The 1786-nt window shown below is 70.6% G+C and carries 2 protein-coding genes; one reads left to right on the plus strand and one right to left on the minus strand.

The features are described from left to right. On the plus strand, window positions 1–834 hold an 834-nt coding region (locus QZ378_RS11130), incomplete at its 5' end, for a tetratricopeptide repeat protein (RefSeq protein WP_291258313.1). A gap of 73 nt (window positions 835–907) precedes the next feature. On the opposite strand, the gene rny is transcribed toward QZ378_RS11130, so the two are convergent. Further along, window positions 908–1786, minus strand: an 879-nt coding sequence (gene rny / locus QZ378_RS11135) for a ribonuclease Y (protein ID WP_291258314.1), incomplete at its 5' end; no start/stop codon positions are given.

The raw sequence follows: 1786 nt of genomic DNA on the forward strand, positions 1-1786 counted from the left end.
GCCATGACCAACCTGGCGGTGTGCTATCTCAACGGCAACGGGGTGGAGCGCAGCCTCCAGGAGGCCGTCCGCTGGCTGGAGCAGGCGGCGGAGGGGGGCCACGCCCGGGCCCAGTTCCTGCTGGGGGAGCTCTGCCGCACCGGCCGGGCGGCAGAACGGGATGAGGCCCGGGCCGTCCAGCTCTACCGCCGGGCGGCGGAGCAGGGCTATGCCGACGCCATGTATGCCCTGGGCCGCTGCTATGAGCGGGGGGAGGGCACGGCCGCGGATCCGGCCCAAGCGGCGGAGTGGTACCGGAGGGCCGCCGAGCGGGGCCACGAGGAGGCCGGAGACGCCCTGCTCCGCTGCCGCAAGCGGAAGGCCCAGGCCGACCCGGCCCGTGCCGCCGAGGCCGAGCGCCTCCGTAAGGCCGCCGGGGCCGGGGATTTCCAGGCCATGTGCCGGCTGGCCGTGCTGTGCCAGCGGGGCGAGGGGACGCCCAAAAATCCGGCCCAGGCGGTGAACTGGTACCGGCAGGCCGCCGAAGGGGGCTATGCCCCCGGCCAGACCGGCCTGGCCCGCTGCCTGCTGGAGGGGCAGGGCGTCCGGGCCGACCCGGCCCAGGCGGTGATCTGGCTGGAGCGGGCCGCCGGGCAGGAGGATCCCCAGGCCCTCACCCTGCTGGGGGAGTGCCTCCGGGACGGCCGGGGCGTCCCCGCAGATCCGGCCCGGGCGGAGGAGTGCCTCCGCCGGGCGGCCGCCCTGGAGCAGAAGGGGACAGGAGACACCCCGGCGCCGGCGGATCACCGCCCCAAAAAGAAATCCTTCCTGAGCCGGCTCTTCGGCGGGAAATAACACTGAGGCCGCGGACATCGTTCGCGGCCTCACAAAATAAATGCGGGCGCCGCAGCTGCGGCGCCCGCACGGGTTATTTGGCGTACTCGATGACCTTGGTCTCGCGGATCATGTTCACCTTGATCTGGCCGGGATACTCCAGCTCTTCCTCGATCTTCTTGGCGATGTCCCGGGCCAGGAGCACCATCTGATCCTCGCTGACCTGGTCGGGCTTGACCATGATGCGCACCTCGCGGCCGGCCTGGATGGCGTAGGACTTTTCCACCCCGGGGAAGGAGGAGGTGACCTCCTCCAGCTTCTCCAGCCGCTTGATATAGTTCTCCAGGTTCTCCCGCCGGGCCCCGGGCCGGGCGGCGGAGATGGCGTCGGCCGCCTGCACGATGCAGGCCACCACGGTGCGGGGCTCCACATCGTTGTGGTGGGCCTCGATGGCGTGAACCACGTCCTCGTTCTCCCGGTACTTCCGGGCCAGCTCCACGCCGATCTGCACGTGGGAGCCCTCCACCTCGTGGTCGATGGACTTGCCCAGGTCGTGGAGCAGGCCGGCCCGCTTGGCCTGGGTGATGTCGGCGCCGATCTCGGCGGCGATGAGCCCCGCCAGGTGGGACACCTCGATGGAGTGGTTGAGCACGTTCTGGCCGTAGCTGGTGCGGTAGCGCATCCGGCCCAGCAGCTTGATGAGCTCCGGGTGCAGGCCGTGGACGTTGGTCTCAAACACGGCCCGCTCGCCCTCGGCCTTGATGGTGGCGTCCACCTCCCGCTTGGCCTTCTCCACCATCTCCTCGATGCGGGTGGGGTGGATGCGGCCGTCCTGGATCAGCTTCTCCAGGGCGATGCGGGCGATCTCCCGGCGCACCGGGTCAAAGCAGGAGACGGTGATGGCCTCCGGCGTGTCGTCGATGATCAGATCCACGCCGGTGAGGGTCTCCAGCGTGCGGATGTTGCGGCCCTC

It is taken from the genome of Flavonifractor sp. (assembly GCF_019422385.1).
Classification (GTDB): Bacteria; Bacillota; Clostridia; order Oscillospirales; family Oscillospiraceae; genus Flavonifractor; species Flavonifractor avistercoris.